At 65.7% G+C, this 26,647-nt stretch carries 19 protein-coding genes; 4 read left to right on the top strand and 15 right to left on the bottom strand.

Annotated features, from left to right (window positions below; genetic code table 11):
* Positions 1 to 13 precede the first annotated feature (13 nt).
* The 7 genes from JQ591_RS32005 to JQ591_RS31975 form a co-directional block, all read right to left on the bottom strand.
* Positions 14 to 1,186 carry a patatin-like phospholipase family protein gene (locus tag JQ591_RS32005; RefSeq protein WP_211399952.1) on the bottom strand — a complete coding sequence of 391 codons (1,173 nt, stop codon included), beginning with the start codon at positions 1,184 to 1,186 and terminating at the stop codon, positions 14 to 16.
* A 32-nt stretch (positions 1,187 to 1,218) separates the two neighbouring features.
* Positions 1,219 to 2,013, bottom strand: a complete 795-nt coding sequence (locus JQ591_RS32000; protein WP_211399951.1) for an acetoacetate decarboxylase — start codon at positions 2,011 to 2,013, stop codon at positions 1,219 to 1,221.
* Positions 2,014 to 2,090: 77 nt separating this feature from the next.
* Positions 2,091 to 3,311 (bottom strand): NAD(P)/FAD-dependent oxidoreductase, encoded by a 1,221-nt coding sequence (locus JQ591_RS31995; RefSeq protein ID WP_211399950.1) that lies wholly within the window; start codon positions 3,309 to 3,311, stop codon positions 2,091 to 2,093.
* Between the two features lie 106 nt (positions 3,312 to 3,417).
* Entirely contained in the window at positions 3,418 to 3,708 is a 291-nt protein-coding gene (locus JQ591_RS31990; RefSeq protein WP_211399949.1) for a hypothetical protein, read from the bottom strand.
* A 98-nt stretch (positions 3,709 to 3,806) separates the two neighbouring features.
* Positions 3,807 to 4,766 (bottom strand): helix-turn-helix transcriptional regulator, encoded by a 960-nt coding sequence (locus JQ591_RS31985; protein ID WP_211399948.1) that lies wholly within the window; start codon positions 4,764 to 4,766, stop codon positions 3,807 to 3,809.
* Between the two features lie 358 nt (positions 4,767 to 5,124).
* Positions 5,125 to 7,788, bottom strand: a complete 2,664-nt coding sequence (locus JQ591_RS31980; protein ID WP_211399947.1) for a bifunctional diguanylate cyclase/phosphodiesterase — start codon at positions 7,786 to 7,788, stop codon at positions 5,125 to 5,127.
* 120 nt (positions 7,789 to 7,908) lie between these two features.
* Positions 7,909 to 8,613, bottom strand: coding sequence for a hypothetical protein (locus JQ591_RS31975; RefSeq protein WP_211399946.1), 705 nt, complete (start codon positions 8,611 to 8,613; stop codon positions 7,909 to 7,911).
* Positions 8,614 to 8,816: 203 nt separating this feature from the next.
* Here JQ591_RS31975 and JQ591_RS31970 point away from each other — a divergent pair, with 203 nt between their 5' ends.
* Positions 8,817 to 9,890, top strand: coding sequence for a LysM peptidoglycan-binding domain-containing protein (locus JQ591_RS31970; RefSeq protein ID WP_211399945.1), 1,074 nt, complete (start codon positions 8,817 to 8,819; stop codon positions 9,888 to 9,890).
* A 142-nt stretch (positions 9,891 to 10,032) separates the two neighbouring features.
* Positions 10,033 to 11,328, top strand: coding sequence for a Spy/CpxP family protein refolding chaperone (locus tag JQ591_RS31965; protein WP_211399944.1), 1,296 nt, complete (start codon positions 10,033 to 10,035; stop codon positions 11,326 to 11,328).
* Here JQ591_RS31965 and JQ591_RS31960 read toward each other — a convergent pair whose 3' ends face one another.
* The 3 genes from JQ591_RS31960 to JQ591_RS31950 all read right to left on the bottom strand — a co-directional run bounded on the left by JQ591_RS31960 (position 11,329) and on the right by JQ591_RS31950 (position 17,215).
* Positions 11,329 to 12,156, bottom strand: a complete 828-nt coding sequence (locus tag JQ591_RS31960) for a hypothetical protein (RefSeq protein ID WP_249137942.1) — start codon at positions 12,154 to 12,156, stop codon at positions 11,329 to 11,331.
* Positions 12,157 to 12,403: 247 nt separating this feature from the next.
* Positions 12,404 to 14,851 carry an adenylate/guanylate cyclase domain-containing protein gene (locus tag JQ591_RS31955; RefSeq protein ID WP_211399942.1) on the bottom strand — a complete coding sequence of 816 codons (2,448 nt, stop codon included), beginning with the start codon at positions 14,849 to 14,851 and terminating at the stop codon, positions 12,404 to 12,406.
* 273 nt (positions 14,852 to 15,124) lie between these two features.
* Complete coding sequence (locus JQ591_RS31950; RefSeq protein WP_211399941.1) at positions 15,125 to 17,215, bottom strand: AsmA family protein; 2,091 nt, start codon at positions 17,213 to 17,215, stop codon at positions 15,125 to 15,127.
* 235 nt (positions 17,216 to 17,450) lie between these two features.
* On the opposite strand from JQ591_RS31950, the gene JQ591_RS31945 reads away from it, so the two are divergent.
* Complete coding sequence (locus JQ591_RS31945) at positions 17,451 to 18,125, top strand: Crp/Fnr family transcriptional regulator (RefSeq protein ID WP_211399940.1); 675 nt, start codon at positions 17,451 to 17,453, stop codon at positions 18,123 to 18,125.
* A 57-nt stretch (positions 18,126 to 18,182) separates the two neighbouring features.
* On the opposite strand, the gene JQ591_RS31940 is transcribed toward JQ591_RS31945, so the two are convergent.
* The 4 genes from JQ591_RS31940 to JQ591_RS31925 form a co-directional block, all read right to left on the bottom strand.
* Positions 18,183 to 21,332, bottom strand: a complete 3,150-nt coding sequence (locus JQ591_RS31940) for an efflux RND transporter permease subunit (protein ID WP_211399939.1) — start codon at positions 21,330 to 21,332, stop codon at positions 18,183 to 18,185.
* Positions 21,332 to 22,261 (bottom strand): efflux RND transporter periplasmic adaptor subunit, encoded by a 930-nt coding sequence (locus tag JQ591_RS31935; RefSeq protein WP_211399938.1) that lies wholly within the window; start codon positions 22,259 to 22,261, stop codon positions 21,332 to 21,334. Before JQ591_RS31935 ends, JQ591_RS31940 begins: the two co-directional genes overlap by 1 nt.
* A gap of 158 nt (positions 22,262 to 22,419) precedes the next feature.
* Positions 22,420 to 23,091, bottom strand: coding sequence for an OmpA family protein (locus tag JQ591_RS31930; protein ID WP_211399937.1), 672 nt, complete (start codon positions 23,089 to 23,091; stop codon positions 22,420 to 22,422).
* Between the two features lie 144 nt (positions 23,092 to 23,235).
* On the bottom strand, positions 23,236 to 24,756 hold the full coding sequence (locus JQ591_RS31925; RefSeq protein ID WP_211399936.1) for a caspase family protein: 1,521 nt from the start codon (positions 24,754 to 24,756) through the stop codon (positions 23,236 to 23,238).
* Positions 24,757 to 25,130: 374 nt separating this feature from the next.
* On the opposite strand from JQ591_RS31925, the gene JQ591_RS31920 reads away from it, so the two are divergent.
* A complete protein-coding gene (locus tag JQ591_RS31920) occupies positions 25,131 to 25,937 on the top strand; it encodes an N-acyl homoserine lactonase family protein (RefSeq protein WP_211399935.1) in 807 nt (268 codons plus the stop codon).
* Positions 25,938 to 26,075: 138 nt separating this feature from the next.
* Here the strand turns inward: JQ591_RS31920 and JQ591_RS31915 are convergent, their stop codons facing one another.
* Positions 26,076 to 26,618 carry a MarR family winged helix-turn-helix transcriptional regulator gene (locus tag JQ591_RS31915; RefSeq protein WP_211399934.1) on the bottom strand — a complete coding sequence of 181 codons (543 nt, stop codon included), beginning with the start codon at positions 26,616 to 26,618 and terminating at the stop codon, positions 26,076 to 26,078.
* Positions 26,619 to 26,647 lie beyond the last annotated feature (29 nt).

Genomic DNA, 26,647 nt, shown 5'->3' with positions numbered 1-26,647 from the left:
GTTGCCGGCGACGTCAATCGCGGCGGTGAACGTCGTGGGTGACGATGCCGAGTTCAGAAGGCGGCGGCTCAAGGCGCCGTCCGTCGGCTAGCGTCCGGCGGATGTCGTCCCGTCCACTTTGCCAGTGCGCGCGCATCGCCTTCGGTCCGAACTCGTAGTCCTTGGAGTGACCTTCGTGGAGCTTGGACTGGTAGATCAGGTGGATGATGTTGTGGGAGCGGTGACGGGCGAGCTCCGCGATGGCGCGCATCTCGGGATCATTTCTTGCGGCCTCAGGCAATCTGTCGATCGTCCGCTGCAGCGCCTGCCGCATCTTCTGCATGCGCAGCGCCTGGTCGGTGACGGCGCGGGTGCGACTGGAATACTGAATGTCCTTCTGCCGGCTCGATACCTCCATCATGTCGTGTGGCACGCGGCCCCGGGCCGACCAGAGATCGATCTGGAACGTCAGCGTGTCTTTCGCGTCGCCCGACAGGACGCGCGAGAGAGGCGTGTTGGAGACCACGCCGCCATCCCAGTAATGCTCGGAGTCGATTTCGACCGCAGGGAAGCCGGGCGGCAGCGCGCCCGAAGCCATGAAGTGTTTCGGACCGAGCCGCCGCTCGGCTGTGTCGAAATAGGTGAGATTGCCGGTCCGGACGTTGACTGCGCCGACGCTGACACGCACTTCGCCCGAGTTCAGCCGGTCGAAATCGACGAACTGTTCCAGCGTCCGGTGCAACGGCGCCGTGTCATAGAAGCTGGTCGCGGCGTCACCCGAGAAGGGCGACCACAAGGGTGACGGAAAGCGCGGCCTGAAGAAGCCGGGCTGGCCCTGGAACAGCGCGCGCATCGCAGCAAGCGTGTTGTGCAGGGAGTTGAAGTCGAACGCGAAGGGCAGCGCACCAGCCAGTCCCTCGCCGGCAGGCCATTCCACCGGCGTCGCGCAGATCGTCTCCCAGAACTCGCGCAGCCGCGCCACGCGCTCGTGTTCCGGGGAGCCCGCGATGATGGCCGCGTTCAGCGCGCCGATCGAGATGCCCGCCAGCCAGTTCGGCCGGATCCCGGCCTCGTGCAAGCCTTCGTAGACGCCTGCCTGATAGGCGCCGAGCGCGCCGCCGCCCTGCAGCACTAGCGCAACGACATCATAGGGCAGCGGATTGATCGGTCGTGCGGCATCGATTTGTTCGCGCGTCACGTTGAACATGGCGACTACTCCTTGCAATGCGACCTGTTCGGTCAGCCGGGGTGTGTTTCGGTCAGGATTTCAGATCCGGCCCCACGTCGCGCCACCGCGGACCGCTCCAGATAGTCGTGCACCACGGTGCCGAGTCCGAGCGTCAGGTCGGCAACGATATGCTTGGCCGAGAGCACCTGAAGAACCGGCAGCTCGGCGACCGGTGCGAGCGCATGGGAGTAAAGATCGAGTGCGGCGGGTCCCGTCCATGCGCCCTTCACCGTCACGTCTTCGAGATGGAAGCGCACGAGCTCGCAAATGCGTGCGGTGCCATCGACATGCGGAATGATCTTCAGCAGGAAATTGGGCGCGACGAGCTTCCGTGCTTCGGCGGAAATATCGAGGGCGCGATGCTTGTAGCCCATGGTGCCGGTAGCGATGCGTACCGAGCCGTAGTCGAGCGTACCGACCAGGGTATCGGTCTCGACGGCCAGCTTCGGCTGTGCCAGCTTCTTGGGAAAGCCCCACAGTTCGCGGCCGCCGGCGATCGGCGGATGATCGTTGAGGTACATCTGGTGGACGAAGCTGCCGGTCTGGCCGCGGAAGGACACCGGGATGATCTGGCCGCTTTCCGTGTAGTCGCCGAAGCCGGTGGAATCGGGCATGCGAATGAATTCGTAATTCACCACAGGCTCAGTCAGCTCCAGCGGCTCCGGCACGATGCGGCGCAATGCCTCCGGGTCCGTTCGGTACTGGATGATGAAATATTCGCGGTTGATGAAGCGATATGGGCCGGGGGGGAAGGCTGGGTTCGTCAGCGGCATGGCGAACGCGACGTTGCGGATTTGCTGGTTCATGGTGCGGGATCCTGAGTGGTTGGTCTGCAGTGGCGGGCCGCGCCCTGCACGGGCGCGACCGTCATCACCTGGGGCGTCTAGACATCGGTCACGCGTTCCGGATCGGCCGACGCGAGCGCCAGGGCGCGCTCCGCCTTTGGCGGATAGATCCAGACGGTGTTGATCTCACGCTTGGTCTTCTTGGCGACGTCGCCGACCATCTCGACCTTGCGCTCCCAGCCGCGTGTGAACAGCGCACCGGCTTCGCCGAGGTCGAGGCAGGTGACGTAGGCCTTCTGGTGATAGGGCCTGGTCGGCACGCCCAGCAGCTCGGCCGCGGCGTTGTTGCCGGCAAAGGCGCCCATCCGCGTGGCGTGCTGGCACGACATCAGCGCGTGATTGCCGTCGTCGTCGCAGGCGGCTCGCGCAGCATCGCCGGTGGCGAAGACGCCGGTGACGCCGGGCACGCGCAGATCGCGGTCCACCAGCAGCCGGCCGAAATTGTCGCGCCCGGCGGGAATCTGTGTGGTCAGCGGCGCGGCGCGAATACCCGCCGCCCAGATCACGGTCTCGGTTTCGATGCGTTCGCCGTTCGATAGCGTGACGCCGGATTGATCGAGCGAGGCGACACCGGCGCCGAGCCGTGTCTCGACCCCAACCTTGCGCAGGGCTTCCTCGATGACGGGGCGGGCGCCTGCACCCATGTCGGGTGCGATCGCATTGTTGCGCTCGACGATGATGACGCGAGTCTTGGCGTCGGCGCCCAGGATTTCGCGCAGCCGCGCCGGCATTTCGGTGGCCGCCTCGATCCCGGTGAAGCCGCCGCCGGCGACGACCACCGTGTCGCGTCCGTTCACGGCGGGCCGCCTCGTGAGACCATGCAGATGCTTGTCGAGCGCAACGGCATCGTTGAGCGTATCGACGCTGAAGCCGTGCTCGGCGAGGCCCGGAATGTTCGGACGGAACAGCCGGCTGCCCGTGGCCACGACGAGGCGATCGTAAGAGAGCGTCTTCCTGGTGCCCTTGCCGGTTCCCTTGGTGGTGGTGGCGATCTGCACCGTTCGAGCTTCGGTGTTGATGGTCTCGGCGCTGCCTTGCACATAGGTGACGTCGATGGCCTTGAGCACATCGAGCAGCGGCGCCGACAGGGTCTCGGGCTTCGGTTCATAGAGCCGCGGGCGAATCACGAGCACAGGCTCGGGCGCAACCAGCGCGATCTCGAGCTGTTCTGGCGAAACCCCCTGGATCTCGCGCAGGCGGGCTGCAGAGAGGGCGGCGTACATGCCGGCGAAGCCGGCGCCGATGATGAGGATTCGCATGGGTTTGCTCCTTGTTTGCGCTTTTCGAAGGTTCGCGCGCGACCGCGCTGCTGCGTTGAGGGCAGCGTCCGGCAGCGGCACGAAGAGGTGAAGTCGATCGCCGGTCTTAAGGCGCCATGCAGCGTTGCAGCGGCGAACGCGGCGGCAAGCTGTAGCGAAGGACGAGCGGTTGAGGCTCCCTTGGACCCCAGTCCTGATAGGGCAGGCCAGGGTCATTTCGAGTCATGATCGAAACCAGCGGATGCGTCGGATGCATGGAGTACGCCGGAATTTCCACCTCCTCGCCCGTCGCCGACGTGAAGCGAACGGCCAGGGAGAGTCCGTACAAGGTCGCGGTCGCGAGGCTTCGGCGCCGTGATGACATCAGCCGTCGGCTGACGAAGTCTTTCCAGGTCATCTTTGGTCTCCCTCGATTGGTCTGGACATGGTCATGATGTAGCCGACCCGATTTGCCGTTGCCCCAGCGCGATTGCCGTCGCTGTCGAGAGATTGCTGCTAACGCACGCGCCTGCGCCAATCGCTCGGCGTCTCGCCCGTCAGCTTCTTGAATGCCGCGGCGAAGGCGGTCTGCGAGGAGTAACCAAGCGCCGCGGCGACCGAGACGACCGATTCGTCGCTCTCCCGCAGCATGTTCATGGCCTGCTCGAGCCGGTGCTGGCGCAGCCAGGCATGCGGCGAAAGCCCGGTGCTCTCCTTGAAGGACCGGCAGAAATGAAAGCGCGATAAGCCGGCATCGGACGCCAGCGCATCGAGCGAGACGTCCGCTTCGCTGTCAGAGCGCAATCGTTCGATCGCACGGAGCAGGACCTTCGGCGACAGCCCGCCCATCGTCGGCTGGAACGTGGTTGGCGAGCCTGCGTGCGCAGCCAAAAGGCGCGTGGCCAGAAGATCGGTCAATTGATGCCGGAATAGCGTATCCAGCGCGCCATGGCCCTCCAGCGTATCGGCCGCGCTCAGGAGCAGTCGGGACGTGATGGGATCAGGATGCGCCGTTCGCTCCAGCAGGTCGGCCGGTCCGGCGGTCCCGGCTTCCTCCGCAACGCGCTTCAGGATTGCATCGGGAAGATAGAGTTGAACGACGTCGACAGGCTTCGGGATATCCCATCGCGAGCTCGATCCTTCCGGAATGATGATCAGGGCCCCGGGACGAAACGTGCCGATCGCAACCGATTTTCCCGAGCGCCGCTCCATGCGCTGCATCACGCCGTTGTAGGCCATGATCACGTGGTGGCTCATGGGCTCGACGACGTCGTGCAGCGGATCATGCTTCCAGTGCGCGATACCGGCACCGGAGGAGTCCAACGCTATGCGAAACGGCTCGGTCCTGAGCACGCGCGCCATCTCCGCGTCGGCGGCGCGCCGCTCGGACGTCGAACGGTCGTCAGGCTGTGCGTCAGGCACGGGCGGCAAGCTCTTGTGCGAGGGATTGCGCATGAGTGCGGTGTTCCCGGTCATGGTGTGGCTCCTGCTGATCAGCTCGGGCTTTCGATCAGTCGTCCGTATTTGTACGGAACGGCGCGTGTTCTATGCGCCGCGATTGCCGGGCGTATTTCCTGAACCCGCCATGCTTTGTCCGATCCTGCTCCAAGCCGGCCCGCGCTTTCGCGAACGCACGACGAGCGGGCGGGGAGGGAAAATGCCGGTGAGAAAGCGGGCAGGCCGCCACACGGCCGTCACATCGATGCCGCGATCGGGCGCGCTCGTGGCGCGGGACGGCCGAATTTCGAAGCGGGTAAGCCTTGTTTCGAAGCGTGCAAGCCTTGTCCGATTCTGCGATCCCCCCAATCGTGGGTGCGGGGAGGACCGTGCGCCGCTAAGCCGCCACTGCCTGTGCCGACAAGAGCTGCTTCAGTTTCGCCGGCGGCACGGCCGGGCTGAACAGCCAGCCCTGCATCTGGCTGCATCCGAGCCGACGCAGCACCTCGCGCTGGGCTTCGGTCTCGACGCCTTCCGCGGTCGTTGCCATGTGGCGGGCGGCGGCCATGTGCACCACCGCTTGCACGATCGGCGAGGAATCCTCGGACTGGCCGATGTCGCTGATGAAGCTGCGGTCGATCTTGATCTTGTCGAACGGGAAGCGGTGCAGGTAGCTCAGCGACGAATAGCCGGTGCCGAAATCGTCGAGCGCGATGCGCACGCCGAGCTCGCGCAGCTGCTGCAGGATCGTCAGCGCCTCCTGGTCGTCGCGGATCAGGACGGTCTCGGTGATCTCGAGCTCGAGCCGTCCGGGCGCGAGACCCGACTCGGCGAGCGCGGCGGCGACCTTCAGCGCCAGCGTCCGCGAGCGGAACTGCACCGGAGAGACGTTGACCGCGATGTGGATGTCGCCGGGCCAGGAGGCGGCCTCGGTGCAGGCCTGCCTCAGCACCCATTCGCCGATCTCGCCGATCAATCCGGTCTCTTCCGCAACCGGGATGAAGTCGGCGGGCGAGACCATGCCGCGCTCCGGATGATGCCAGCGCAGCAGCGCCTCGCAGCCGGTGACGACATTGGCCGCGAGATCGACCAGCGGCTGGTAGTACACCTCGAACTCGCCGCGGGCCAATGCCTGCCGCAGATCGAGCTCGAGCTGGCGGCGCAGCCGCGCCTTGGCGTCGTATTCGGGCGCGAAGACGCGAAAGGTGCGGCGGCCCTCGGACTTCGCCGCATACATCGCAAGATCCGCGCGCTTGAGCAGATCGTCGAGATTGTCGCCGTGGTCGGGCGCGATCGCGATGCCGATGCTGGCATCGGTCGGGATTTCCTGGCCGTTGCAGTTCACGGGCGCGCGCAGCGCCTTCAGGATCTGCTCGGCGAGGGCCGCCAGCTCGGCCTCATCGCTGCTGCCGGCCTTGATGATGGCGAATTCGTCGCCGCCTAGCCGTGCGACCATGTCGTTGCCGCCGACGCAGGCGCGCAGGCGGTTCGCGACCTGGCGCAGCAGCTCGTCGCCGACCTCGTGTCCATGCGAATCGTTGACGCCCTTGAACTCGTCGACGTCGATATAGAGGATCGCGAACGGCTTGCCCTGGCTGAGCTCCGCGACGCGCCGTTCCAGATGGCCGCGCATCAGCACGCGGTTGGGCAGGTCGGTCAGCGCGTCGTAATGCGCCATGTGCGCGATGCGCTCGTCGGAGCGGATGCGCTCTGTGACGTCGTCATGGGTCGCGAGCCAGCCGCCGGCGGCGCCGGGCTGGTTCTTGATCTCGATCAGCCGTCCGTCCGCGGTCTCGACGATCGCGCTCTGCGTCTGCCCGGAATTGCCTAGAATGCCGTCGCAATAGGAATCGACGTCGCCGTGGAACGAGCCGGTATCGTGGCGATGCTGTATCACGTCGCGGAAATAGGCGCCGGGCTTCACCACATCGGCCGATAGCCCGTACATCTCGACGTAGCGGCGATTGCAGACGATCAGTCGCTGGTCCTGGTCGAACATCAGGAGGCCCTGCGTCATGGTGTTCATCGCGGTGTCGAGCCGCTGCTTCTCCACCGAGAGCCGGCGCGTCACCTGGCGGAAGATCAGAAACAGCGTGAGCACGAGCAGGCCGATCGACAGCACGGCGACAGCGACGAAGAATTTGGTTTGCGTGTGCCAGGTCGCCAGCGTCGCGTCCAGCGATTTGGTCGCGACCACGACCAGCGGCTCGCCGGTCAGCATGCGCGAGGCGACGATGCGGTCTTTGCCGTCCATCGGGCTTGCGAGCTGCGTCGTGACGAAGGTGCGCTCGAACACCGCCATCTGCTCGCGCGTGCCGTTGCGGAAATTCTGCCCGATCATCGTGTCGGCATGCGGAACGCGCGCGAGCAGCTGGCCGTTCTGGTTATGCATCGCGATCGAGGATTCCTCGCCGAGCCCGCTCGAGGCGAAGAAGGATTCGAGCTGGTCCGGCGCGATCGCGCGTGTGACCAGCCCAAGGAATTCGCCGTGGGGGCCGGAGACGCGGCGCGCGAACACGATCGCCGGTCCGCTGCCCAACCGTCCGGGCACGACCTCGACCTCCTCCTGCGAAGCCGGATCGTTCTTGATGCGATTGAAGTAGCCGCGGTCGGACACCGAAATGTCGGCGACCGGCCAGCGCCGCGACGAGTTGATCAGGACGCCCTTGGCATCGAACACGTTGGCGCCGGCGACATCCGACCAGCCGCTGGCTTTGGTGCGCAGCACCTCGTGCACGGCGAGCGTGGCCATCTCACTGCGGAAGACGTCGGCGGATTCGATGCCGTGGCTTTCGAGCTCGGCGATGATGCTCTTCTGCAGCACCGCAAAGTCTTCGAACTCGCGGTCGAAATGCCGGGCGAGCAACCGGACCGCGTTCTCCAGGCTGTCGCGGCCGCTTTCGATCGCATTCTGCCGGAAGCGGTCGACGGTGAGCGCGGTGCCGATAGCCATTGCGGCCATCAGCACGAAGCCGCCGACGATCAGCCACGTCAGCGGCGCGCCGCGCCAATGGCGCAGCAACGCGCGCATGCGCGCGCTCCACCGGATCGATGTGCCCATGCAGCCCTCCCGTGGGATGCAAGATGCAGCAAAACCGACAAGAGCCCGTTACCAGCGAGGGTTACGAAAACATGAATCGAAACAAAATCAGGGAGATGGTTCCCGACGAGGCCGGTGCGTTCACCGGCGGATCTCCCATCTCAGCGCTTCCGCATTTGCCTTTGCGAACATCGCCGGCACGTCGAAGGTTCCGGTCTTGAGATCATAGCGGCAGCGCCAGTCGGCCAGCCCTTTCACGGCGACGTTCTTCGGATGCTTGTCCATTTCGCCCGACAACGAGATCACGAGGTAACGGTTGTCCGGCCAGTGCACGCCAAGTCCGCGATAGGCCTCTTCGGTGCCTTTCACGAGATTGGCCGAGATGTGGTAGTCGAGCTTCATCTTCCTGGTGTCCGGCCGGCTGTGGAAATAGGCCCAGGCCAGATCGCTGAACGAGGTCTTCGTCGCGCTGACGAAGGCGCCCTTCTCGACACGGTAGAGATAGAGGTCCTGCTCGCCGGAGCCGGTCTTCTGCATCCGCACCAGCCATTGCGAGTCGGGGGTGAAGCGGAAGCCGGCCCCGTAGCCCTGCTCGGGCTTCAGCTCCGTCATCTGGTCGCCACGCCTCGCCCAGGCCTGCCATTTGACGTCGAAATCTCCGCTGTCCTTCATGTACTGCTCGATCCTGGTGGCGCCGTCGGGCGAGGTGAAGGCGAGATCGGCATTGTCGGTGAGGATGTAACCCGGCGGCGGGCCGGAAGCGGCGCGCCCCGGAGTTGCGGCCAGCGTCGGGACAAGCGCGAGCCCTAACACCAGCCATTGTGCGGGACGGCAAAATGCGTTCACGGGAAAATTCCTCAAGAAAAATGCCGCGATGCGGCCCCGATCATTTGACGCCGGCGGGGGTGCGCCGGTTCATCCCCGGCGTGCCGGCTCATCATCCTATCGACCGTCTTGCTGCCGTGGCCAAAACGGCGCAACTTGCCGCCTCAGGCTGATTTGCAAGGTTCTTCCAGATCAAGGTTCTTCCAGATCAAGGTTCGTTTCTGATGGTGACCGCATCCAAGGCCTTCGTTGCATTCTGCTTGCTCGCGGTGGGCGGCACCGTGCTGGTGATCGGCCCCACCGAGCTGCGCCGCTTGCTGCCGAACGGGGCGAAGACCGACATCGCCGCCAAGCCGGAGCCCAAGGTCGACCCCAAGGTCGAACCCAAGGTCGAACCCAAGTTCGAGGCCAAGGTCGAGGCCAAGGTCGAACCCAAACCGGAGCTCAAGCCGGAAGAGCCCAAGCTTGCCGCGAGCGCGCCGCCGGCGCCAGCCGCGTCCCCCGCCCCTGAGACGAAGACGGGTGCGCTGGCCGAGACGCAGAGGCAGGTCACGGCCGCGCTTGCCGATCTTGCACCGGTCAAGCCGCCGCCGGCGGTTGCGGATGCCGGCCCCCGTTTCGACGTCGCGCGGGTCGACGACCACGGCGAGGCGGCAGTGATCGCGGGCCAGGCTACGCCAGGCGCCAAGGTCGAGCTGCTGCGCGACGGCAAGCCGCTCGACACGGTGGTGGCGGATGCGTCGGGCCAGTTCGTGATGACGCCGCCGCAGCTTCCTGCCGGTTCCTATGAGCTGACCCTGCGGGCGAAATCGCCTGACGGCACCGTCACGCAATCCGGCCGCAGCATGCCGGTGACGATCGCCGAAGCCGCGCCGCCGCCCGCGCGCCCTGCACCGGCCGCGAGGCAAGAGGTGAGACAAGAGGCGAAGGCCGAGAAGCCCGGCGACAAATCGGATGTCGTGGCATCGCTGCCGTCGCCGCGTGTTGCCTCCATGCCCGACCGGCCCCGGCAGATGGGCGCTCCGAAGCCGAAGAGCGGGTCAGGGGTCATGGCGCGGGCTCCCGCGGCCACGACCGTTGCAGCGGCCTCGCCGGCGGACGTCGTCAGCGGTGCACCGGCGGAAACAGGCGGCAGCCGGGTGATTTCCCGCGGCGACAGCCTGTGGGCGCTCAGCCGGCTCGCTTACGGCGACGGTGCCCGCTTTGCCGTGATCTACAACGCCAACCGCGACAAGATCCACAATCCCAATTTGATCTATCCCGGCCAGACCTTTGTGCTGCCGCAGAAGGCGGAGTGACGCCGCATCGGCTCTGCCGGTGCGCGTTGCGACGCTTTGCCCTGTGTGCTTCCGGAACATTTGGTTCCGCCGCGCGTCAATGTGATGCGACGCGATGCGCGCTTGGCGCCGGAGGAGGGCCAAGGTGGACAGGTCAGTGGTCATGTCGAGATCACGCGTGGGACCGAGGCTAGGGCTGGCGCTGACCGGCGCGGCCCTCGTGATTCTGGCGGTGCTATTGCCAAGTCGCGCCGAGGCGCAGTTCGGTTTGCGCGGCGGCCCGCTCGGTGTTGCGCGCTTTGCCGTCGGCCACGTGATCGGCATGTCGCGCTTGCGCCATGCCCGCATGGCGGTGCGGGGCGGCCGATACCGCTCCGCAGCGCTGAGGTCGCAAGATCCTCGTCAAGATCCTCGCGGTGTCGAACGGGGGCAGCCGGCCAATCCTTACATGCTGCGTGCGGCGATGACGGCGCAAGCTGCGCTGGCGGGCTGGCATGGCGGCCGCCGTCCGCAGGGCTGGTGGCGCCACCCCGACGGCAGCTACGGCTGGGTCGGCCCGGTGTTCTGGCCGTTCGCGCATGACGACCTCACCACCGCGATCATCCTCGGCGACGCGACCAGCCTCTCGCTCTACGGCTATGGCGACATCTATGCCGCGATCTTCGCGCCCTATGCGGCAACGGAGCTTGCCGCCTACACCGCGCCGCAAGGCAGACGTGGACGGCGAGCTCCGGCCGCGGAGAATGTCTGCGATGCCAGCGACACCGGCGGCCTGCCGGTCGATCGCATCGCCGCTGCCGTGCAGCCGAATGAATTGCAGCGCGTCGCGCTCGACGAGCTCGCGAGCGCCTGGCTCTCCGCGCGCGACACCATCCGCGCCGCCTGTCCAACGCAGGTCCCTGCGACGGCCATGGAGCGCCTCGGCCTGATGCGCGAGCGAATCGAGGCCATGATCAAGGCAACGGACGCCGTCGCATTGCCGCTCGCAAAATTCGAAGGTCTCCTCGACGACGACCAGAAGGCAAAGCTCGACGGCCTGGGCAAGGACCGTCGCGCCGCGCTTGCAGCGGTCCAGCAAAAGAATCCCCAGGTGGCATCGGTCTGCCAGGCGGACAGCGATCCTCGCTACGACGAGAAAGTGCAGCGCCAATACGAGCAGCTCGTGCAGCAGCAATGGCCCGCGGCCGAGATCGCCTCCTCGCTCAAGCTCGACGACACCGCCCGCGCGCGCCTCGACGTGCTTCAGGACACCACGCTGCGCACCATGGAAACGCTGAGCGCCTGCCAGTCAAAGGCAGCACTGACACCGCAGGCCCGTCTCACCGCCGTGAAGGCGCGGCTGGAGACGATGCTGCAAGCCGTGAACGGCATCAGTGACGCGCTCGACGATTTCGAGGCGGATCTGAGCGACGAGCAGAAGGCCGGCTTCGAGGCGATTGGGCCGAAGCGCGGGGCATGATCATCCGCACGCCCACTCGAACTTCATGTCCTTGAAGTCGAGCTGTGCGTTGCCGGTGCCGAAATTGTAGCCGCCGAAATATTCCTCGAACTCGATGTAGAACGGGCTCATCTCCGGCACCGCCTGGCAGGGCCGCATGGTGCCGCCGAGATGGTTGTGGGCGTGGTCCTTGCCCCAGTCGTGCGAGCGGAAATTCTCGGTGCTCGGGACGCCGCCGACAAAGTAGTAGTAGGACTGATACTCGCTCGGCGGGTTGCGCGGGAAGTGCGGGTCCTGCGGGGCCTTGCCAGCGTTGGGATCGGTCGCGCGCGGCATCAAGCTGATCGCGAGGTTCTCCGCCAGATCGGCCCCCGGAGGGCCGGCGAACATCTTCTGCGCGAAGGGCGGGGCGGATTCGAAGAAGGCACTGGCGCCGCCGACATCGAGCCAGCGCGGCCGATCCGCCGCCGCAAGCGCAAGTGGTGCCGGCGGCATCGCGAACGGGCCCTCGTACTCGCTCCTGGTCAGCAGCAGCGCGGCATATTCATAGTCGAGGATGTCGGTCATGCGCGAAAGCCGCGGATGCGCCGGTCGCGCCAGCACGGCCTCGCGAATCTCGGGGTCGTCGGGCGCGCCGCCGTCATTGTGATCTGGCGCGGTAGCGAAGAACGACACCGCGACGATATCCTCGCCGTGCACGCGATAATCCTCCGGCAGCAGAAGTGTAAAACCGTGCATCAGCGGAAAACCGGTGACGGGATCGAGCGGCCATTGCTCGCTCGTGATGCCCGGCGGCAGGCCGTAGACCCAACCATGATCGCGTTCGCGATCGACGGGACGGTCCAGCATCTGCAAATCATACGCACGCGAAGGCAAGGCAAACGCCACAGGTCGTCTCCATCCGGATTCGGTCTCGTCGTTGAGGCGATGGTTAGTCGCGAGGAGGAGGGATGTGGTTCGTGGGGATGATGCCATCCTGCCGGTGTTTTGCCCGACGAGTCAAACCGCCTCCACCCAATTCCGTACCCGCGTAAGTCATTGATCTTGCACGCCCCGGCTACTGTGCATGGGGTTGTTTTCGCGATTTTTGTTTTGGCTACCCGCGCCGCCTTGCCGCCGCGGCATCCACGACGTTCGCCACCTCCTCGCGCCACGACAGAATCTCCATCGCGAGCACGGGGTGGTTGAAGCCCTTGAGCTGGAGATCGTCGAGCGCGCGGGCTTCGACCCAGGGCTCGACGATGCCGTAGACGCGGCGACTGACCACGATCTGGTTGGGCAGGGCCTCGCCGCAGAGGCGCGAGGCGAGGTTGGTGACGCTGCCGATCGCGGCATATTCCAGCCGCTGCTCGAAGCCGACCTGGCCGAGCGTCGCATAGCCGAGCGCAATGCCGATGCCGAAGCCGAGACTGTGCCCGCGGTTGCGCCAGCGCTCGGTCAGCGGGCCGATGGTGTCGCGCATCTCCACCGCCATCTTCACGGCGCGCCTTGTGTGGTCCTCGAATTGAATCGGCGCGTTGAACAGGATCATCACGCCGTCGCCGGCATATTTGTCGAGCGTCCCCTCATATTTGAAGATCAGCGTGCCGAGCGCGGCGTGATATTCGCGGAGCACGTTCATCGCCTCTTCCGGCTCGGTCGCTTCCGTGAACGCGGTGAAGCCGCGCAGATCGCAGAACACCACGGTCACTTCGCGGCGCTGGCTGGTGAGCAGCCCCTCGGGGCTGTCGGAGGAGGCGATCAACTGCGCCACCTGTGGCGCCAGGAATCGCTCGAGCTTGCGGATTCGCTCGATCTCGCCGAGCTGGGTCTCCACGCGCTCCTCCAGCGACTTGTTCCAGTTGCGGAGCTGCTCGGTCTGTTCCTGGAGCTTTGTCGCCTGCTGCTGCACGGTTTCGTGCGCAGCGGCGAGCTCGCGGCCCTTGTGGTCGACCTCGGTGAACAGCCGCGCATTGCGCATCGCCAGCACGGCCTGGTTGGCGAAGGTGCGCATCAGGCCGATGATGCTGGCGGCGAACTCGCCGCTGGCGCGGCGCAGCACCACCAGCGAGCCGAGCGTGCCCTGCTGGTCGACCAGCGGCACCACCAGCACCGAATGGAAGCCGGCATCGATCGCGACGTCGCGCAGCGGCTGCTCGGAGGCCTGGTCGAGATCGGCAATCGCGATCGGTTCGCCGCTCCCGGCCGCATCGCTCAGGATATCCTGGCCTTCGTCGATGGTGACATGGGCGCCGTCGGCGGATTTGTCGATGCCGTTGGCCTCGACCAGATTGAAGCGGCGCGCCACGGCGTCATAGCCGTAGATCAGCACGGCGTCGGCATGGGTGATCTCGATCGCGCGCGCGGCGATCGTCGGCAGCACGGCGTTGAGATCGAGCGAGGCGGCGACCGCGCGGCCGACCTCTTCCAGCACCTTGAGCTCGTTGATCGACTGCGCGAGATCGCGGGTGCGCTCCTCGACCTTGGTCTCCAGGTCCGAATAGGTCTCCTGGATCTGGCCGGCCATGCGGTTGAACTGGCCGGCGAGGTCTTCCAGCTCGTCCGCGGTGTGCACCTCGATCCGATGACTGAAATCGCCCTCGCCGAGCTTGTACGCGCCGTCGCGCAGCGCCGTGATCGGGATGATCATGCGGCGGGCGAGCAGCGTGCCGGCGAGGATCGCGACCAACAGGCCCATGCCGATCAGCAGCGCGATGCGCACCAGCTGGTCGCGGATCGGCATCAGGGCCTGCGTGGTCGGCTGCTCGAACATCACGCTCCAGCCGAGCTTCGGCACGGTGCTCGCGGCGCTCATCACCGCATGGCCGTTGAAGTCGGTACCCGAACTGTCGGGCCCGTGGCCCGGCGCGACCGCGGCGGCAACCTGCGGCAGCTTCGACAGGTCCTTGCCGACCTCGGGTCCTTTCGAGGATGTCGCCAGCACGCGGCCGCGCGGATCGACCACATAGGCGAAGGCAGCCTTGCCGACCTGGGCGTCGGAGAGGTACTCGGAGAGAAAGCTGAGGTCGAGCTCGGCCACGGTGACGCCGGCGTTGAAACCGGAATGCGCCACCGAGATCGACATCAACGGCGTCCGGTCGGAGAACCAGGCCGGCGCGTAGCTGACGCCGCGGGCGACGGTGTCAGTGAAGCGCATGTCGCGGGAGAGGTCGGCATTGCTGCCGGTCGTGGTCGACTGGCGCGAGACGCGCAGCACCTCGCGGCCGTCGCCGTTGAGCTGGAACAGCTGGTTGACGACCGAGACCTGGTGCAGCAGCTGGGCGTAGTCGGCGCGGCGCTTTTCGAGCGTGTCCTGGCTCGCCCGCGTCACCCAGCTGATCTGGCGCTCGAGCTCGGAGATCGACTGCTCGATCCGCCGCGCGGCAGCCTGCGCCTTGTCCTCGAGACCGTCGGTCAGCTGTGTCTTGGTGGCGCGGTAGGAGATCCAGCTCTCCATCGCGCCGTTGACGGCGAGTACGAACACGACGAGGCCGACGAGAGAGACGACGTATTTGGCGAACAGGCCCTCGCGCAGAAACCGTGTCTTGTCGTTCGCTCCTGCCATCCCGATCCTCTCGCGCCGCCATCGGCGCCGGCGCTACGGGCCCTACGGACCCTGCGAGCCTTCTAGCACAATTTGGTCCAAGGCACTGTGAAGGGACTGGTCAGGGGCCGGCCGAACAGCCGGTGTGGTTACCCGCTGTGGACGCTGGGGTAGGCGGAAGCATGGTGAATTGTCGCGGTCTCATCCGTTTGGTGGAAGCCGGGGCCGGGCGAGCCGATGTAAGGGGATGGGCTTGGCAAGGAGGGCTTGGAGTCCAGCGCTTTGGTCCTGCAATCATCGATTAAAGAGCTGCCGCAGCACGTCATTCATCGGCTGACTGTCCTGCTGCGCCGCCGGCGGGTCCTCCAGAGCGGGGGACGCTGGCGTGGCTTGCTGCATCAGTGTGGATGGCGCTGCCGGCAGGCTGCGACTGCGGCCGGTGCCAGTTCCAGTCCCAGTGCCGTTTCCCGCGCCACTGGAAAGCCCCTGCTGGATCAGATTGCCGAGCGCCTCGCCCAGGGGGCCGCCGAGCGGGTTGTTCTGTCCCGGCTGCTGGGTTTGCGGATTGGCATTGCCGGCCGCATTGCCGCCACCCGGCGCGGCGGTCCCTCCGAGGCCAAGGTTACTGCCAAGGTTACTGCCAAGGCTGCCCAAAATATTGCCGAGCCCGGCCCCGTCAGCGCCGAACAGCCCCTTGCCCATCTCGCGCAGCTTGGCATAGGCGGCGTCCGGATTGTCCAGCATGCCGGCCATGTCGGGATAGATCCGCGGCTGCGACCAGGTGCCCTGGATCATCACGGGGATGCCGAAGCCGACTGGTTCGGAGGCGCGGCCCTGGCCTTCGGTTGTCATCACCAGCTTCGGCTCGACGCGAAAGCCCATCATCTTGGTGTCGAGTGCGATCGTGCCGGCGCCGGTCACGCGGACCAGCGGTCCGGTCAAATTGAGATCGGTCGTCACCGCCTGGCCCTTGTCGATACGGAAGGACGCCGAGAGCTGCGACAAATCCGTGCTCTGCTCCCGGCTGCTGTCTCGGTTTTCCTGCCACCCGGACAGCGTGCCCGATGTCAGCGAGCGGATCATCTGTGCGACGTTGATGCCGCGAATGGCGCCGTCCTGGAAATTGACGAAGGCCGTGCCCTGCATGTTCGCCATCAGCGCGCGCTGGCTGGTGCCGGCGCTGCGCAGCGCGAGCTTGGCCTGCAGCTTGCCGTCGATCCGGTCGAATTCGGCAAGGCCCTGCAGCAGCGGCAGCGCACGCACGCCGGCGAGGTCGGAATGCATGGCAAAGCTCGGCGCGCCGCTGGTCGCATCCAGGATCACCTCGCCCGAGACCTGGCCGCCATAGGCGCCGAGATTGGCGCTGCCGGCCTTCAGCACGCCGCCGGCGAGTTTTGCATCGACCGCCAGCGGCGCGAGGCGCGCATCGCCGATCACCGCCTCGTGCGCGGAGATCCTGATTTGCGCATCGACATAGTTGAGCCCGGACACGTCGATCGGCGCATCGCTCCAGGGCTGCCCGGACGCGCCTTCCGGCGATTTCGCCAGCGGAATTATGAGCCGCTGGAAATCGAGATCGACCTTGACCAGAGGCTTGCTCGCGATATCGACCGAGGCCCACCCGTTGAACGCGCCATCGCCGAGCGTGCCATTCACGCCGTTGATCATCACGACATCGCCGCTCAGCCGCATCTCGGCACGCCCCGCGAGCCGAGACTTCAGCACGTCCGGCATGTCGATGGCGAAATCCACCGGAATGGTCGGCCGGTCGGCTGGCGGCGCCGGCGTGGTCGCCTTGATGTCGAACTTGGTCGGGTGCTCGCCGACCCGTGCGGTGCCGGTGATGTTGATCTTGCGGTCGCGACCGACGATCGCATCGGCATTGATGGTGCTGATGCGACTCTCGACGCGATCCCGCACGCGTGCGAATGCGACCTCGCCATCGGTGACCTTGATGCGGTCGATGGCGGCGCCATCGGTATCGAGCGCGATCGGCTTCGCCGTGCCGCCGGCATTCGGCAGGCGCTCACGCAGCAGCGGCTGGTAGAGCACGGGATGGGTGACGACGAGCTCGCTGATCTTCGGGCGGCCCGACCAGACGCTCGAGAGCGACATGTCGGCCTGCACGCTGTCGATGGTCAGGCGCGTGATGCCGCTGCGGTCCTTGGGGTCGGCAAGCGTGAGGTCGTTCAGTGTCACGTTCAGCGTCGGCCACAGGCTGATTCTGGTGGTGCCGTCGATCGACAGGCGATAGCCGGTCGCGCTCTCGACCCGCGAGGCAATCGTCGAGGTCAGGAAGCCCGAGGGGATCCCGACCACCAGCAGGAGTGCGATCACGATGACGACTGCGGCCACCGCCGCGCCGGCGAATTTCACTGCTCTCATGTCGACTTTCCAGCGACGGACGATCGGCGTCGAATCCGCCAGATGACCGTCATTTGCACTCGTCCTTTGCGCCTGAGTTTATCCCCGGAGGGGAAGCGGCTCCAAGCGCGTAAAAATAGTCTGGGGGTGCTGCAAAGTTATGTGACTTATGGCACACTTCCCCGGCGCGGTTTTACGCGATCCTGATGTTGATGGTTCCAAGCGATTTGCCAATGAAATTCACAAGGACATTGAAATGAGCAAGCAGGCCGAATTTGCGGTCATCCTCAAGATGAATGCGATGTTCGCCGATCTCGGCGCAGACGAGCTCCAGCGGCTGTCGAATCTCTGCCACACCCAGCATCTGGGGAACGGCGAGGTGCTGTTCCAGAAGGGTGACGCGGGCGATGCGCTGTTCGGCGTGCGCCGAGGCCAGGTCCGTATCGAAACCGGCGCCTCCGACGGCAGCCGCCTGACGCTGAACTTCATGGGGCCGGGCGACCTGTTCGGCGAGGTTGCGGTGCTGGACGGCCAGAGCCGCACTGCGGACGCGACCGCGGGCGAGGCCAGCGAACTGTTCGTGCTGCGGCGCGAAGACTTTCTCGCTTTCCTCGAACGCGAGCCGAAGGTCGGGATCAAGATCATCGCGCTGCTGTGCCAGCGCATCCGCTGGCAGAGCGAGCGCATGGAAGAGTCCATGCTCCAGCCGCTGCCGGTTCGCCTCGCGCGGCGCCTCTGCGCGCTCGCCGCCGATTTCGGCTCGGAGGTGCACATCTCGCAGGAGCAACTCGGCGTCTTCGTCGGCGCCGCCCGCGAGAGCGTCAACCGCCAGCTTCAGACCTGGCGCAAGGAAGCGATCCTCGATCTCCAGCGCGGCCGCATCCTGTTGCGGAACATGACCAAGCTGACGGCAATCGCGCGGAACGAGTAGGGATTAAGTGATCGGTAGCTCCTTCGCCCTTGCGCCCTGAGTCGGCTCGCCCGGAATCTACTCCGCCGCAGGGTGCACGATGTTCTTCGGCGCCGACATCGCTTCGGCCGGCGCAGCGCCGTGATGACCGGCGTCGTCCGCATCTTCGCTGTGCACGACCAGCCGCTTGCCGAAGCGCCAGATCAGTGCGCCGAGATCGTCCATCACCATGAACATCGCGGGCACGAACACCAGCGACAGGATGGTCGAGAAGATCAGGCCGCCGATCACCGCGAGCGCCATCGGCGAGCGGAACTCGCCGCCCGCGCCGACCGCGAGCGCGCTTGGCATCATGCCGGCGGCCATTGCGATCGTGGTCATCACGATCGGGCGAGCGCGTTTCATGCCTGCGTCGATCATGGCTTCTTCGCGCGGTTTGCCGGCGTGAATGGACTCGATGGCGAATTCCACCAGCATGATCGCGTTCTTGGTGACGATGCCCATCAGCATCAAGATGCCGATCCACACCGGCGTCGTGAGCTGCTTGCCGGTGATCAGCAGGGCCGCGATCGCGCCGCCGATCGAGAGCGGCAGCGAGAACAGAATGGTGATCGGCTGCAGGAAGGTGCCGAACAGCAGCACCAGCACGGCGTAGACCATCATCAGGCCCGCCGTGATCGCGGTGGCAAAGCCCTCGGACAGTTCGTTCAGGCTTTCGGCGTCGCCGGAGGGTGAGACCTTCACGCCCTTCGGCCGGCTCTTCATGACCGGAAGGTCGTAGATCTTCTTGGTGGCGTCGCCGAGCGCGGCGGAGCCGACGAGATCGGCTGCGACGGTGGCCTGTCGCTCGCGATCATAGCGGTTGATGCTGGTCGGACCCTGGTCGAGCTTGACGTCCGCGATGACGGAGAGCGGCACGCCGCCCTTCTCGCCATGCTCGCCGAGCGGCACGCGCAACTGCTCGAGCGTCTTCAGATTGCCGCGCGCGGCATCCTCGAGCTGCACGCGGATCGGCACCAGACGGTCGCCGACGTCGAACTTGGCGAGCGCGGGACCGACGTCGCCGATGGTGGCGACGCGGATGGTCTGCGACAGGCTTTCGGTCGAGACGCCGAGCCGCGCGGCGAGATCGGCGCGCGGTTCGACGCGCAGCTCGGGCCGCTCCAGCGTGGTTTCCGAGATCACGTTGGAGATGGTCGGAATCCGCTTCATCTGCGTCGCGAGCTCGCTGGCGACGTTGTTGACGATGTTGGCGTCGGCGCCGGTCACGACCAGCGAGATGGCGCGCAGGCCGTTCTCGTCGAGGAACCAGAAGCGGATGTCTGGAATGTTTTCCAGCTCCTGGCTGATCGAGAATTCAAGCTCGCGCTGGGTGATGTCGCGGCTGTCCTTGGGCGTGTAGTTGATGATCAAAGCGGCGCGCCGGACTTCCTGGGTGCCCGGTGGAACGCGCCCGCCGTCGACGAATATGCTCTTGACCTCGGACCGCTTGCGCAGGCGCGCGACGATGTCCTCGGTGACCTTTTCGGTGTAGGCGAGCTGGGTGCCCGGCGGCAGCTCGAGGGCAACCAGTGAGCGCGAGCTGTCCTGCGCCGGCAGGAAACCCTGCGGCAGCAGCGTGATGCTCCAGATCGAGGCGGCGAAGACGCCGAAGCCGACCAGCACCGTGATGAAATAGTGCTTCACCGACCAGGCCACGATCCTGTGATAGGACCGCAGCACGCGGCCGGGCGGCGGCTCTTGGTGATTGCCATGTTTGAGGAAGTAGGCGGCGAGCACCGGCGTGACGAAGCGCGCCGCGAGCAGCGAGAAGAACACCTGCACCGAGACGGTGATGCCGAACTGCTTGAAGAACTGTCCGGCGATGCCCGACATGAAACTCGCGGGTGCGAAGATCGCGATGATCGTCAGCGAGATCGCGATCACCGCGAGGCCGATCTCGTCGGCGGCCTCGAGGGCGGCACGATAGGGCGACTTGCCCATGTTCATGTGCCTGACGATGTTCTCGATCTCGACGATGGCGTCGTCGACCAGAATACCTGTCGACAGCGTGATGGCGAGGAAGCTGACGAGGTTCAGCGAGAAGCCGAGCAGGTCCATCGCCCAGAACGCCGGGAAGATCGACAACGGCAGCGAGATCGCGGCGATGATGGTGGCGCGCAGGTCGCGCAGGAACAACAGCACGATGACGACGGCGAGGATGGCGCCTTCGAACAGGGTCGAGATCGCCGCGTGGTAATTGCCGTTGGTATATTCGACCGAGGTATCGATCACCTTCAGGTCGACGTCGGGATAGGTGGCCTTGAGCGAGTCGATGCGCTTCTGCACGGCCTCGGCCACCTTCACGTCGCTGGCGCCCTTGGAGCGCTTGATGCCGAGCGCGACGATCGGCTCGCCGTTGAAGCGGGCGAAGGTGCGGCGGTCTGCGATGGTGTCGGTCACGGTGCCGAGATCGTCGAGCCGGACCTCGCCGCCGCCGAACAGCGGAATCATGGTGCCGGCGAGGTCGCTCAGCGTCTTGGCGCCGGCGAGAGTGCGGATCGCCTGGTCGTTCTTGCCGATCTCGGCGCGGCCGCCGGCGACGTCGACATTGGTGCCGCGCAGGCTCTGGCTGACATTGACGGCCGTCAGCCCCATCGACTGCAGGCGATCGGGATCGAGCGAGACCAGGATCTCGCGCTCGACGCCGCCGATGCGCTCGACCTGGGCGACGCCGCGCACGCCCTGCAGCGCGCGCTTGACTACGTCGTCGACGAAATAGGAGAGCTGTTCCGGCGTCTTGCCGGGCGAGATCGCGGCGTAGGTGACGATCGGCAGGCCGATGACGTCGACGCGCTGGATCAGCGGCTCGGTGACGTTCTGCGGCAGGTTGGAGCGCACGCGCGTCACCGCGTCCTTGACGTCGTTGAGCGCGCGGTCGGTGTTGGTTTCCAGCGCGAACTGGATGGTCGTCACCGACAGGCCGTCGGTGATCTGCGAGGTGATGTGCCTGACGCCTTCGACACCGGAGACGGCGTCTTCAACCGTCTTGGTGACCTGGGATTCGAGCTCGGCGGGTGCCGCGCCGAACTGCGATACCGCGACCGAGATCACGGGAATGTCGGCCGAGGGTAGCCGCGTTACCGCGAGCTTGGTGAAGGATACCCAGCCGAGGATCAGGAGGATGATGGAGAAAACGACCGACGGCAGCGGATTGCGGATCGACCATGCCGAGATATTGAGAGCCATCAGCGTACCCGCGTGCGATCGAGTTCATCGGCGAACATGGTCTTGATCTGGTCGCCGTCGTGCAGCGACGAGCCGGCGTCGGCCACGACGATTTCGCCGACGTTGAGGCCTTCCAGGATTTCCGTCGCGCTGTCCGATGACAGCCCGACCCGTACCTTGCGCGTCTCGACAATGTTGGCCTTGACGACCTGCACGGTGAGATGGTCGATCGCGGTCTTGGGAACCGCGACGCCGCAGCTTCGCTTGGCGTCGATCGAGGCGCGCGCGAACACGCCGACCTTCAGCGAGGGATTGTTGGTGACGCTGATGCGAACGCGGCCGAGCTGGGTGGCGCGATCGATTTCTGGCGCGACCAGCCTGACCCGCCCGATCAAATCGGGCGCGGCGTCGCGGCTGATGCGCACGGTCGCGCCGGAGCTGAGCTTGGGCATGTGCACCGCCGGGACCTGCGCGTCCAGCTCGATCTCGTTGTTGACGGCGATACGGAACATCGGGCCGGCCTGCGGCGAGGCCGGCGCGCCGACGATGGTGCGGACCTCGGTGACGAGGCCCGGCGCAGGGGCCTTGAGCGAGATCGGGCCTTGCGGGCCGGGTCGCTGCGGCTGGCCCGGGATCTGGGGCGGGGCGGTCAGGCGCGCCAGCTCCTGATTGTCGCTGACAAGGGTGCCCTCGGTGACGAAGAGGTCGGTGACCCTGGATCCCTCCTGGTCGGCGATGACCACGGCTTCGCGGCGCGGCACGAAGAAGCCGGTCACCCGGACCAGGTCGGAGAAGCAGGCATTGGTCGACTTCGTCACGATGACCAGCGCCTCGCTCGGCGTCTCCTTGACCTCGGGGCGATGCCGGTGTTCGAACAAATAATAGCCGACGCCGATCGCAACGACGAAGACCACCGTTCCGGCCGGCTTGAGATATTCGGAGAGGTTCATCGCCGGATCGTCCTGGCCTGGCTCACGGCCATCCGCACGCGGCCCATGGAGAGCGGTTCCCTGAAATAAAGCAGCGTCCCGCAAGGCTGCGGGACGCGCTCTGGAAGCGAGACTTTACACCACATCACGACTTGTCACTTCAAAGGATTACGTCGTGCTCACTTCGATGCGGTGGTCTTGTTTTCCATGTTGACGACCTGCACGCGACGATTGACCTCGGCCATCGGCTGGGCCGGGTCCTTCAGCTTGCTCTTGCCGTAGCCGACGGTGACGAGGTCGGTCGCGGAGATGCTGTACTTGTCGACCAGGTAGCGCTTGATCGAATCCGCGCGGCGCTCCGACAGATCCTGGTTATAGCCCTCGCCGCCGGCGGCGTCGGTGTGGCCGGCGACCACGAAGGTCGAGCCCTTCAGGTCGGGGCTGGTCAGCGCGCGGCCGAGCGCCTGGACCGAGGCAAGCGATTTGGCGCTGATATTGGCCGAGTTGTAGTCGAACGTGATTTCCAGATCGATGTTCGGCTTGTCCTTGGCCGCCGACGCGATTTCTTCACGCTCGGTCGACGAAAGCGACCGTGTCGAGCGGCCGCGCACGGACTGGATCAGCTTGGTCTCCGTCGCACTCGGTGCGGGATCGGCCTGCGGAGCGATCGAGAGGCCGCGGGTCAGCGGCTTTTTCGGCGGCGGCGCCAGCGCGCGGACGATCTCGTCCTCGGTGACGTTCTTGCTGTTGCCGTCGTCGCCCGCGAATGCCGGCGGGCTCGTGAGCGACAGCGCGGCACCGACGGTAATGATGGACAGGATTGCGGTAAGTCCCTTTGCAGCCAATCTCATAGCCAGTCCCTCCTGCGCAGCCAGCTCGCGCGGTTCCAAAATCCTGCAATAACCCCCCCGGAGGGCGGCCTCCGGCATCCGTAAGATTAGTCTTCGCCGGGCCGTCGCGGGTTCGAGGCACATCGGCCCCGGTTCAAAAAAATATCAACGCACTCCGTAGCTTGCGAATTCCTGAACAATGTTCGGGTCCATTGCCTTGGCATTGGCGATATCGAGCGCACCTTCCTGGGCCGAGCCGTTGCGCTGCTTTGCAATCCCGCGTCCGAACAGCGAGGAGGTCAGGCGCGGATTGATCCTCAGGGCTGCCTCGAAATCGGCGATGGCGTTCTTGACCGCCCCCGATTTCAGATTGACGAGCCCCCGGCTGTCCAGCGCGTCGACGAAGTTCGGCCGCAGCCGCAGCGCCTCGTTGCAATCCTTCAGCGCGCCCTGGAGGTCGCCGACCACGGTGCGGGTCCAGCAGCGGTTGTTCAGAGCCTCGACGTCCTTCGGGTTGATCCGAAGCGTCTCGTCAAAATCCTTGATGGCCAGGCTGTAGGCGCCCTTGCTGGCATAGACCTGACCGCGCCGGTAAAGCGCGTTCACGTCGTCCGGATTGGCCGCGATCTTGGCCGTCAGCCCCTTGATGGTGGGGTCCTCGGCCAGGACGGCCGCACTCGGACCGCTTTCCATGCTCGGAGCGGTGACGGGATCGGGCGGCAACACAGGCGGCAACACAGGCGGTGGCGGTGCCGGCGGCAAGGCAGCCTCGACCTGCGGCTTCGGTGACGGAGCCGATGCTGCCCCCGTGTCGGCCGGTTTCGGCGGCGGAGGCGGCGGGGGTGCGGGCGGAGCCGGCGGCGGGTTGTTGGCGACGACCGGCGGCGGAGCGGGAGGCGGGGGTGGCGGGGTCATTGTCGGACGCGAGCCGCCGGCCCCCGGAATGAACGAGAAATCCTCGGCCAGTGAAGAGGATATCCACGGCACCTGCTCGCCTCGCGAGGCGCGGGTGACGCCCATCTTGGTGCGGTTCAGCGTCTCCTCGGCCATCAGGTCGGGGACGCGGATTTCCTTGAGGAGTTCCTGGACGAACAGGCTGTGCTCGCCGCCGACGTCCGAGACCACCGAGGCCAGCGCCGCCGAATACATCACCAGCGTGCCGTTCGGCGCGATGACAGGGGTGAGGCCGGCGGAGAAGCTGCGGAACCGGCGCTCGAACGGGTTGCGTCTGGAGGCATCGACCAGCGCGATCTTGACGCCGGCGCCACGGGTGTTGAGCTCGCCGAGCACGGTTTCCAGGCTGATGCCGTCGCGGCGCACATCAGATTCGGTCCAGATCTGCGCATCGATCGGCAGCAGGTAACTCTGCCGCGCGGACTGGATGCCGAAGCCGCTGAAGAACACCAGTGCCACCGACCCCGGCTTGATCTTGCCGTACAGCTTGTCGAAGGCGCGGCGCATGCCGTCGCCTGTCAGATTCTCACTGATCTCGACGGAAAAGCCGTCGCGCTTGAGCTCGTCGGCGACGTCGCGTGCGTCGTTGAGCGGTTCCTTCAGCGGGGCGTCGGCGTCGGGATATTTGGCGTTGCCGATAACCAGCGCAAAGCGATCGCCGGCCGCAAGCGACGGAGCGGTCGGAATGAGCGAGACGAGCAAGGACAGAACGAAAAGCAAGCGAATTTTCATAATCAGCGCGATCCAGCCAAAAAGGCGCCGTTTCCAGCTTGCGCCGCGGCGACCTTAACTTACGCAATGTGCATTATCAAACCGGGGAAGGGGGGCGTCAACCGGATGCAGATTCGGCGCTATCGCGACAATTGACCGCGACGCGTGGGCACGTTGAGGGGGGAATAAACGGGCGGTCACGGTTGCACGCGATGCATTCTGGTTGCCATTGTGACTGCATGTTAGGGCAGTCATGGCGACAAGAATGTGATTGATCTCACATTGCGGACTGGCGTCCTTCGCAACCTCCGGTGTTTGACCTTTGCGGCGGACGATGGCTTGGTGCGATTGATCGCCCCTGAAGGTCCACCCAGAAAAAGAGCAAGATCAAAGCCATGGGAAACGCCTACGAAATCTACGCATTGCGCTATGCGACGATGTCGCCGCGCACCCCCAATATGAACTTCCTCGCGCCCGACCCGCATGACAGCGCGGCGCAGGATCTCGACTATTTCGTCTGGCTGATCCGCGGCAACGGCCGCGACATCCTGGTCGATACCGGCTTCAATGCCGAGGAGGCGGGCTTGCGGGCGCGCAAGCTGACGCTCAATCCGGTCGACGCGCTGGAGCGCTTTGGTGTCGCGGCATCGAGCATTCGCGACATCATCGTGACGCATCTGCATTACGACCATGCCGGCAACCTCGACCGCTTCGCGAACGCGCGCTTCCATCTCCAGGAACGCGAGATGGCTTATGCGACGGGGCGCTGCATGTGCAACGGACTGCTGCGACATCCGTTCTCGGTCGAGCACGTCACCCAGATGGTCCGCCATGTTTATGGCGAGCGCGTCAATTTCTATTCGGGTGACGGCGAGGTCGCGCCCGGCGTCACCGTGCACCGCGTCGGCGGCCATTCCGACGGCTTGCAGGTGGTGAGGGTCGAGACTACGCGCGGGCCGGTGGTGCTTGCGTCCGACGCCGCGCATTATTACGCCAATCTCCAGCGCAGGAGCCCGTTTCCGATCGTCTACAATGTCGGCGACATGGCGCAGGGCTGGGAGATGATCGAGCGTCTCGCCGGCCATCCTGACCGGTTCATTCCCGGCCACGATCCGATCGTGACCGAGATTTATCCGCGCGCCAGCGACAAGGTCGACGCCTGGGCGCTGCATCTGCCGCCGTCGCGGTCGTTTGCGAAATAGCGTAAGTGCCAGACCCTCATCCTGAGGAGCGCGCCCTTCGCGCGCGTCTCGAAGGATGCAGGCGGAGATGTTGCAGCAGCGGGGCCTTCATGGTTCGAGACGGCGCTTGCGCGCCTCCTCACCATGAGGGGTGAGAGTTCAATACGCCTGCTTGGCGTCGGCCTCTTCGCTGGTCTGGATCAGTTCGAGGCTCTGCTCGACCTTGCCGAGCAGCGTCGATAGCTGTTTGCGCTCCTGTGCGGAGAGGCAGGCGAGGATCTCGTCTTCCCGCCGCAGCAATTGCGGAAACAGCTCCTCGTAGAGCGTGCGACCTTTCCTTGTCAGTCGCAGGCGGAATTCGCGGCGGTCGGCTTCGTTCTCGACGCGCTCGATCAAGGCCTGGTGCAGCAACATGGTCACCGCGCGGCTGATGGTGGACTTGTGGGTGCGGGTGCATTGCGCGACGTACTGCGCGCTGCAGGCATCGTTGCGGAAGCCGAGCGTCGCGATCACGCGCCAGGCCGGGATGTCGAGGCCGTGACGTTCCTGATATTCGACCGAAAGCGCGGCGCTGACTTCCGCCGCGAGCCGGTTGAGGCGGAACGGCACGAACTTGAACAGGTCGAGCCGTGTTTTTGGCCGCGGTGAAGCCTCATCGGCCTCGCGTGTCTTCAGCGCGATGTCGCTGGATGTCCTCGCCAAGGAGAGCGCTCCGAATTCCGGTTGACGGC

The organism is Bradyrhizobium canariense, from assembly GCF_018130465.1.
Classification (GTDB): Bacteria; Pseudomonadota; Alphaproteobacteria; order Rhizobiales; family Xanthobacteraceae; genus Bradyrhizobium; species Bradyrhizobium canariense_C.
Note: the sequence above shows the minus strand (reverse complement) of the source record. Positions and strands in the feature narration are given on the sequence as shown.

Coding starts and splice junctions, on each gene's coding strand:
- JQ591_RS32005 (WP_211399952.1), bottom strand. CDS start 1,186: ATGTTCAACGTGACGCGCGAACAAATCGATGCCGCACGACCGATCAAT.
- JQ591_RS32000 (WP_211399951.1), bottom strand. CDS start 2,013: ATGAACCAGCAAATCCGCAACGTCGCGTTCGCCATGCCGCTGACGAAC.
- JQ591_RS31995 (WP_211399950.1), bottom strand. CDS start 3,311: ATGCGAATCCTCATCATCGGCGCCGGCTTCGCCGGCATGTACGCCGCC.
- JQ591_RS31990 (WP_211399949.1), bottom strand. CDS start 3,708: ATGACCTGGAAAGACTTCGTCAGCCGACGGCTGATGTCATCACGGCGC.
- JQ591_RS31985 (WP_211399948.1), bottom strand. CDS start 4,766: ATGACCGGGAACACCGCACTCATGCGCAATCCCTCGCACAAGAGCTTG.
- JQ591_RS31980 (WP_211399947.1), bottom strand. CDS start 7,788: ATGGGCACATCGATCCGGTGGAGCGCGCGCATGCGCGCGTTGCTGCGC.
- JQ591_RS31970 (WP_211399945.1), top strand. CDS start 8,817: ATGGTGACCGCATCCAAGGCCTTCGTTGCATTCTGCTTGCTCGCGGTG.
- JQ591_RS31965 (WP_211399944.1), top strand. CDS start 10,033: ATGTCGAGATCACGCGTGGGACCGAGGCTAGGGCTGGCGCTGACCGGC.
- JQ591_RS31960 (WP_249137942.1), bottom strand. CDS start 12,156: ATGCTGGACCGTCCCGTCGATCGCGAACGCGATCATGGTTGGGTCTAC.
- JQ591_RS31955 (WP_211399942.1), bottom strand. CDS start 14,851: ATGGCAGGAGCGAACGACAAGACACGGTTTCTGCGCGAGGGCCTGTTC.
- JQ591_RS31950 (WP_211399941.1), bottom strand. CDS start 17,215: ATGAGAGCAGTGAAATTCGCCGGCGCGGCGGTGGCCGCAGTCGTCATC.
- JQ591_RS31945 (WP_211399940.1), top strand. CDS start 17,451: ATGAGCAAGCAGGCCGAATTTGCGGTCATCCTCAAGATGAATGCGATG.
- JQ591_RS31940 (WP_211399939.1), bottom strand. CDS start 21,332: ATGGCTCTCAATATCTCGGCATGGTCGATCCGCAATCCGCTGCCGTCG.
- JQ591_RS31935 (WP_211399938.1), bottom strand. CDS start 22,261: ATGAACCTCTCCGAATATCTCAAGCCGGCCGGAACGGTGGTCTTCGTC.
- JQ591_RS31930 (WP_211399937.1), bottom strand. CDS start 23,091: ATGAGATTGGCTGCAAAGGGACTTACCGCAATCCTGTCCATCATTACC.
- JQ591_RS31925 (WP_211399936.1), bottom strand. CDS start 24,756: ATGAAAATTCGCTTGCTTTTCGTTCTGTCCTTGCTCGTCTCGCTCATT.
- JQ591_RS31920 (WP_211399935.1), top strand. CDS start 25,131: ATGGGAAACGCCTACGAAATCTACGCATTGCGCTATGCGACGATGTCG.